Annotated in this window: 6 protein-coding genes; 3 read left to right on the top strand and 3 right to left on the bottom strand. The window is 36.8% G+C overall.

Going from position 1 to position 8,031, the window contains the following annotated elements; genetic code table 11:
- From VIH09_RS00555 to ychF, 3 genes are all read right to left on the bottom strand, one after another.
- The coding region (locus VIH09_RS00555; protein ID WP_331576802.1) for a DNA topoisomerase IV subunit B at positions 1-1,620 on the bottom strand (1,620 nt) is incomplete at its 3' end.
- A 131-nt stretch (positions 1,621-1,751) separates the two neighbouring features.
- On the bottom strand, positions 1,752-2,273 hold the full coding sequence (locus VIH09_RS00550) for an NAD(P)H-dependent oxidoreductase (protein ID WP_331576800.1): 522 nt from the start codon (positions 2,271-2,273) through the stop codon (positions 1,752-1,754).
- A gap of 174 nt (positions 2,274-2,447) precedes the next feature.
- The gene (gene ychF / locus VIH09_RS00545; RefSeq protein ID WP_331576798.1) at positions 2,448-3,542 is read right to left on the bottom strand and encodes a redox-regulated ATPase YchF; all 1,095 of its coding nucleotides are present in this window, start codon (positions 3,540-3,542) and stop codon (positions 2,448-2,450) included.
- A gap of 227 nt (positions 3,543-3,769) precedes the next feature.
- On the opposite strand from ychF, the gene VIH09_RS00540 reads away from it, so the two are divergent.
- The 3 genes from VIH09_RS00540 (at position 3,770) to VIH09_RS00530 (ending at position 7,993) form a co-directional block, all read left to right on the top strand.
- Entirely contained in the window at positions 3,770-6,421 is a 2,652-nt protein-coding gene (locus VIH09_RS00540; RefSeq protein ID WP_331576796.1) for a TonB-dependent receptor, read from the top strand.
- Between the two features lie 168 nt (positions 6,422-6,589).
- Positions 6,590-7,336: a class I SAM-dependent methyltransferase gene (locus tag VIH09_RS00535; protein ID WP_331576794.1), complete on the top strand. Its 747-nt coding sequence runs from the start codon at positions 6,590-6,592 to the stop codon at positions 7,334-7,336.
- Between the two features lie 123 nt (positions 7,337-7,459).
- On the top strand, positions 7,460-7,993 hold the full coding sequence (locus tag VIH09_RS00530; RefSeq protein WP_331576792.1) for a hypothetical protein: 534 nt from the start codon (positions 7,460-7,462) through the stop codon (positions 7,991-7,993).
- Positions 7,994-8,031: the final 38 nt, after the last annotated feature.

The raw sequence follows: 8,031 nt of genomic DNA, 5'->3' as shown, positions 1-8,031 counted from the left end.
TTTTCTTTCGTCGTCAGAATAACAATAGATCGTTTCTTTTTTGTTTCTAACCCTAAAAAGTGGTGTTTGCAATATGTATAAATGTCCTTCTTTTATCAATTCGGGAAAAAACTGAAGGAAAAATGTAATCAGCAACAATCTGATGTGCATTCCATCGACGTCGGCATCCGTTGCGATAACAATATTATTGTAACGCAATTTTTCCAAACCATCCTCAATATCCAATGCCGCTTGCAACAAATTAAACTCCTCATTTTCATAAACAATTTTCTTGCTCATTCCGTAGGAGTTTAACGGCTTTCCACGCAAACTAAAAACAGCCTGCGTATTTACGTCCCGCGATTTCGTGATGGAACCGGAAGCCGAATCACCCTCGGTGATAAAAAGGGTGCTCTCCAGATTCCTTGGGTTTTTGGTGTCCGGAAGATGGGCACGGCAATCCCTTAATTTTTTGTTGTGCAGATTGGCTTTTTTGGCGCGATCAGTCGCTAATTTTCTGATGCCCGATAATTCCTTGCGCTCTCTTTCGGCTTGGAGAATTTTGCGCAATAATGCATCCGCTGTTGCAGGATTCTTGTGCAGATAATTATCTAATTTGGTTTTTACAAAATCGTTCACAAAAGTTCGCACTGATGGCATTCCGGGTTCGGAACCCATATCTGTCGAGCCCAATTTGGTTTTTGTTTGCGACTCAAAAACAGGTTCCATAACTTTGATGCTTATAGCCGTAACTATAGATTTTCGCACGTCAGAAGCTTCGAAACTTTTGTTGTAAAACTCCCTAATGGTTTTTACTATCGCTTCGCGATAAGCCGCCAAATGCGTTCCTCCTTGGGTCGTGTTTTGTCCGTTTACAAAGGAATGGTATTCTTCGCTATATTGCGTTTTGCTGTGTGTCAAAGCAATTTCGATATCCTCACCTTTCAAGTGAATTATCGGATATTCTAAATCTTCAGCGCTAATCGTTTCCTCCAATAAATCTTTCAATCCATTTTCAGAGAAATACTTTTCGCCATTGAATAATATGGTTAATCCATTATTTAGGTAACAATAGTTCTTCAGCATTTTAATTACATACTCGTACCGGAATTTGTAATTTTTAAAAATCGCTTCATCCGGAATAAAAGTCACTTTGGTCCCCTTTCGTTTGGTGGTATCAATTATGTCTTCTTCGAGAACTAAGTTACCTGCAGAAAATTCTGCGGCCTTTTGTTTCTCGTCCCGAACAGATTCCACCCGGAAATAATTTGACAAAGCATTTACGGCTTTGGTTCCCACTCCGTTCAAACCAACCGATTTCTTGAAAGCCAAGGAATCATACTTACCACCTGTATTCATTTTAGAAACCACGTCAATCACTTTCCCTAGCGGAATTCCGCGGCCATAATCCCTTACGGTTACCGTTTTATCTTTAATGGTCACTTCGATCGTTTTACCGGCACCCATAACGAATTCATCGATACAGTTGTCCAGCACCTCTTTCAGAAGGATATAGATACCATCATCAGGTGATGAACCATCACCCAATTTCCCAATATACATACCGGGACGCATACGAATGTGTTCTTTCCAGTCGAGCGAACGAATATTGTCTTCGGTATATTGATTTTGATCTGACATTTTGAATTTTAACGTTTTGCTGCTAATGTAGTATAAATTGATAAAAATTAAAAGTGGATGCGATCAAAGTTATCAAGAATGATATTGACATTTTTTAAATGTAGGATTTCAAGGATGCAAAATTGAAAAAATTAGAAATTCGCTATTATTTTTCTTAGTTGATCGTCTAATTCTGGATTAGAAATCCTGTTGTTTAGCAGATCAAAATTATCGTAAAAACTAGGAAATGAAAATGTCGCCTTGATATTCCCGCCATACCATGGGAATGCTTTTTTGGCAATTTCAAGAACATTTGCGCCTCCCCTTTTGCCATCGGAAGCGGCCATGAGCAGCATGGGTTTGTCCTGAAAAACTTTCCCCTTAATACGGGAACACCAGTCAAAAATGTTTTTGAAAGCCGCCGAGTAATTGGAATTGTTTTCCGCCAATGAAACCACCAGAATATCGGCACTGGCAATTTTATCCAAAAATGCTTGCGCCATTGGGTGATGCCCTACTTCCTTTTCTATATCCACACTAAAGATAAGCATTTGGTAATCATTCAAATCCAGCACTTCCACTTCGGCATTCTTAAATAAATGAGCAGCATAAGTCGCTAACTTTTTATTAATGGAATGTTTGCTTGGACTGGCTCCAAATGCGATTATTTTCATTGTATTAAATTTTCACTAAAGTAATAAAAATCGAAATACGTTCAAAACGAAACCAAAACGCAAATTTAACACGATTCTAATTCTCGGGAACGACCTAAAAAAATAGACCTGCAAAAATGACTCTTGCAGGTTTATTTCTATTTTCTTTGTCCTTTTCTCTGTTTTCTTTGGAAACTATACGTTAAATCTGAAGTGCATAACGTCTCCGTCTTTAACTACATATTCTTTTCCTTCCACTTTGAATTTCCCTGCCTCTTTACATTTCGCTTCGGAACCATATTGAACGAAATCCTCATATGAAATTACCTCTGCACGGATGAATCCTTTTTCGAAATCGGTGTGAATTACTCCGGCTGCTTGCGGTGCCGTTGATCCAATATCGATTGTCCAAGCACGTACTTCTTTTACTCCAGCGGTAAAGTAAGTTTGTTGCTTCAATAATTTGTATGCCGCGCGAATCAAAACTGAAGCACCTGGCTCAGTTAATCCCATATCTTCTAGGAAAACCTGACGTTCTTCGTAGCTTTCCAATTCAGTAATATCAGCTTCTGCACCAACAGAAAGTATAATAACCTCTGCATCTTCATCCTTAACCAATTTACGAACTTGATCTACATATTTATTTCCGCTAACCGCTGAATTCTCATCTACATTACAAACATACAACACCGGTTTTGCTGTGATCAATTGAAAACTCTCCATCAATACTTCCTCATCATTGCTCTGTGGAGTTATAGTTCTGGCTGATTTTGCCTGAAGCAAAGTTTCTCTAATTCTGTCCAAAAGCGCTTTTTCGGTTTGCGCTTCTTTATTTCCAGTTTTAGCTGCACGATTTACCTTTTCAAGGCGTTTTTCTACCGTATCCAAATCTTTTAATTGCAATTCGATATCAATGGTCTCTTTGTCACGAATTGGGTTTACATTACCGTCAACGTGTACTATATTATCATTATCAAAACAACGCAATACATGAATAATTGCGTTACATTCCCTAATGTTTCCAAGAAACTGGTTTCCCAAACCCTCGCCTTTACTTGCTCCTTTAACTAAACCTGCAATATCTACGATATCAACAGTTGCCATTTGAACACGTTCTGGTTTTACTAATTCCTCCAATTTTTCAATTCTCGGATCAGGAACGTTTACAACTCCTATATTAGGTTCTATTGTACAAAATGGAAAGTTGGCACTTTGCGCTTTGGCGTTTGATAAACAATTGAACAATGTTGATTTTCCAACATTTGGTAACCCTACAATTCCTGCTTTCATGATATTTATGTTTACAGACAGCATTTGACCGCTATATGTTTTTAATGTTTACTATAAAATTTTGCAAATATAAGGTATAAAAGATGCTCAATAAGTATAAACCTGATATTTATGCTTGTTTGATAAGTTTTTTATAAAAAAACACAATGCCAATCCTAATGTTTTGTTAAAAAATTCTATATTGCAGGACAAATTAAACTAAACAAAAACCAAAATTCAATTTAATTATGAAAAAAATCACATTATTATTCTTACTTCTAAACGTCAGTTTTCTTTTTGCCCAAAAAGAAATCTCTGGAGTGGTAAAGGATAACACCGGTGCAGCGCTTCCAGGTGTTAACATCGTCGAAAAAGGAACCAGTAATGGTGTATCTACTGATTTTGACGGAGCGTATAAAATAAGAGTTAGCGAAGGAGCAACTATAGTCTTTAGTTATATCGGTTTCGCTAAAGTGGAAAAAGCGGCCACAAGTGACAGAATCGATGTAGTCCTATCTGAAGAAGGCGGACAAGCCTTACAGGAAATTGTAGTTACTGGATCTAGAACAGCTCCAAGAAGCAACACAACTACTGCACTCCCTATTGATGTTATTTCTTCAAAAGATTTAGCTTCTACAGGACAAGCTAGTTTTGACAAGGCATTACAGTACAAAATCCCTTCTTTTAACACGGTACAAACACCGGTAAACGATGCGACTTCTTTACTGGATCCTTATGAAATCAGAAACATGGGACCAAGTAGAACCTTGATCCTTATCAACGGTAAACGTAAAAACTTAAGCTCATTGCTTTATGTTCAAACGTCTCCAGGACGTGGTGAAACAGGAGCTGATATCTCAGCTATTCCTACTGATGCAATCGAAAGAGTAGAGATACTTCGTGATGGTGCTTCGGCTCAATACGGTTCTGATGCAATTGCTGGGGTAATGAATATCATCTTGAAGAAAAATACTAACGGCGGCGCAGTAACTGTAAGAAGCGGTATCACTGCTGAAGGTGACGGTGAAATGTTGGGAGTAAGTCTTAACAATGGTTCTGAAGTGGGCGACGGTAAAGGTTTTGTTAACTATACCGTAGATTTCTCTAAAGTTGCTCAAGCAAACAGACCTGGGACGGTTGATGCGGCGGGAGAAGCTTCTGATTTTGGTGCTGATCTAGCTGATGTACAAGCTTTCTTAGCAAAAAAACCGGATGCGGGAAACATAAATGGTTCCCCTGAAACTGCCGCTGCTAAATTTTTAGTGAATGGTGCATTTGATTTATCTGAAGAAACGCAACTGTATTACAATGCAGCTTATGTTTACAAAAAAGTAAACTCATTTGCCAACTACAGAACTCCTTACTGGAGAATGTTATCTGACTATCCATATTTAAAAGATTTCTTTGGAGACGGTACTGCCGCTTCATATGTTGGTTATGTACCTACTTTTACAGGGGATTTGAATGACTACAATGGGACATTAGGTTACAAAGCTGTTAAGAACGGTTGGAATACTGACGCCAGTGTAACAGTTGGCGGAAACACGCAAACTTACTCAGTAGAAAACTCTCATAATAGATCTGACATACAAGATGAAAATGGTAATAACGTTTATTTAGAAAACAGTCCAATCACTTTTAAACCAGGAGGAACTTCTTTCAACCATGTTGTAGGGAATTTAGACATCTCTAAGATTTTGTCTGATAAAATCAGTATTGGTTTTGGATCTGAAATCAGAACAGAAACCTTTGAAGTTATTGAAGGGGACAAAGCGTCTTGGGATGGCCAAGGAGCCGATTCATTTGCCGGTAACAGACCTGAAAATTCAGGAAAATGGAACCGCTATAACTTAGGAGCTTATTTTGACCTTGCCTATGATATTACTGAAGATTTCTTAATAAACGGTACCCTTCGTTATGAAGATTACAGTGATTTTGGTGATGCTACAGTTTGGAAATTGAGCTCTAGATATAAATTTGCAGACGACAAAGTAACATTAAGAGGTTCTGTTTCAACAGGTTTCAGAGCTCCTACTTTGCACCAAATTTACACTCAAAAATCACAATATTCATTCGTTGCAGGGGAAGGAATTCAAGTTAGTGGAATTATAAATAACGTTTCTCCACAAGCTCGTTTAATAGGCGTGCCTAAATTAGATGCTGAAAAATCCACTAATATTACAATAGGTATTGGTGCTAAACCTTCAAGAAACTTTAATTTCACCATAGATTATTACAACATCAAGGTAGAAGACAGAATTCTATTGGGAGACATTGTATCAACAGATTACGGAGATGTAGCCTGGTTTGAAAACTCATTTGACTCAAGAACTTCAGGTTTAGATTTTGTTGCAAACTATAGTAATATTCTTGTAGGAGAAGGTACATTAGGTTTCAACCTTTCTGGAAACGTTACAATAGACAACGAAAGAATCTCTCCAGTAAGAAGTGGTAACTTTAGCGAAACACTTGACGCTTTAATGTTTACTTCTAGACCAAACACAAAATGGATCTTAGGAGCTAATTATGACCTAGGGAAATTCGGTTTCTCTCTTAACAACACCTATTTTGGTAAAACAACCTTTAAACAAGCTGGTTTAGATTCTAACTTAAGAACTGAATTTATCCCTAAAATTGTTACAGATTTAGGAGTTACATTCTCTGCAACAGAGAAATTAACATTGTCTTTGAATGTGAACAATTTATTGAACGTATTACCAGAATGGGAATTCAAAGCAGAAAATGCAGCTGGTACAGCACTGTTAAACGATGCCGCTCAAGTAAAAAACCAATCTAACTTGATTACTTTCAACCAACGTTATTCTCAAATGACTTATGACGGTTTTCACTTTAGCCAATTAGGAACTATGTTCAATTTATCATTGAACTATAAATTCTAATTCGATTATCAAATAATACTGAAAAGGGCTATCCATCGGGTAGCCCTTTTTTTTATATGCTATTTTTTCATAAATTTATATATCGTTTAAAAACTATTGTCATTGTCCGAAGGCGTATTTTACAATCACAATGCGGTTTAAGCTAATGTTTACCTAATCGGCAAAATTATGGCAACTCTCTATGAAGGAAAAATGGCGGCAATCTATGATGCCATGTATCAAACATTTGTTAATTATGATGAAGAGTACACCTTTTACAATACCATTATCAAAGCAAACAACTGCAAGACCACTCTGGAAATAGGAAGTGGAACAGGCAATCTGGCCAAACGTTTCAATGAAAACGATCAAGATTACACAGGACTGGACTACAGTGAAAGTATGCTTGCCATTGCCCGAGAAAGAAATGAAAATTGCATCTTCATTCAAGGGGACATGCGGGACTTCAATCTTGAAAAGCAGGTGGACTCCATTATCATCACAGGTAGATCCACGAGTTATTTAACGACGAATGAGGACCTCAATGAAACTTTTGCTTCCTTATACAATAATATTACGGAGCAAGGTATAATTGTATTCGATTTTATAGACGCCAATCGCTTTATACCATTTATAAATGAAAATCAAAAAATCATTCATCAAGCAGAACATGACGGGATGAACTACATAAGGGAAAGCAACTGGGAAACGACTTCTTTGGACAATTTCATGCTGGAATGGAATGCAAAATACTACACAATAATAAATGGCGAAAAAAACCTGATTGCCGATGATTTTTCCACCGTGCGCGTCTTCACACTAAATGAAATGCAATTGTTTTTATATTTAAATAATTTTGAAATCATAAAAACCATAGACAGAAAAACCTACGCATATGACACCTACGTCATTGCGGCAAAAAAGAAACCCTTGTAAAGCAAAATGAAATGAATCCGCTTTTTTTTAGTGTGAATAATACAATTTTTATCGACAATTATGTAATAAGTCAAACGCACTATAATTGTAAATTTGTGATATAAATCTTTAAAATCAAATATTATGAAAATTATAGTTTTAGGAATGGCCGCTTTTTTATTCTCTATTAATATCCAAGCGCAAAACAAGAATGTAAAAACGGAAGTCAAAACCAATATTACGACAATCAAAGATTCCCAAGGGGAAAAAAAATTAGTCGAAACTAAGGAAGTAGAAGAAGTTCAAAACTTACAATTAAACGATGCCAATTCAAATGTCTTAAATAAAGACATAAAGGAAAGCCCTGTTGAAGTAACAGCGACCACTAAAATCACCGCAGACGGAGTAACCAAAGTTATCGATGTGGACAGATCGGCATATTACGAATTAGACGGTACAAAATATCAGGTGTCTACTGACAAAAAAGGATATTCCGTATTTATGCCCGATGGAAAAAAATCAGCCGTATTAAGAAAAACGTCTAATAACAACTATATTTATAGAGCCGGAAACAAGACTTCTTTTGGTCACTTTAATTCTGATGGCAATATGATTTTAGAGTCTTACGACGAGGCTACCGATACGATTACCGTTACCACTTACATTATCGCGAAATAGTCCAAAGTAGTTTAAAGCAAAAAAAATCCTGAGTCAGT

The organism is Flavobacterium sp. (assembly GCF_036515215.1).
GTDB lineage: Bacteria > Bacteroidota > Bacteroidia > Flavobacteriales > Flavobacteriaceae > Flavobacterium.
Note: the sequence above shows the minus strand (reverse complement) of the source record. Positions and strands in the feature narration are given on the sequence as shown.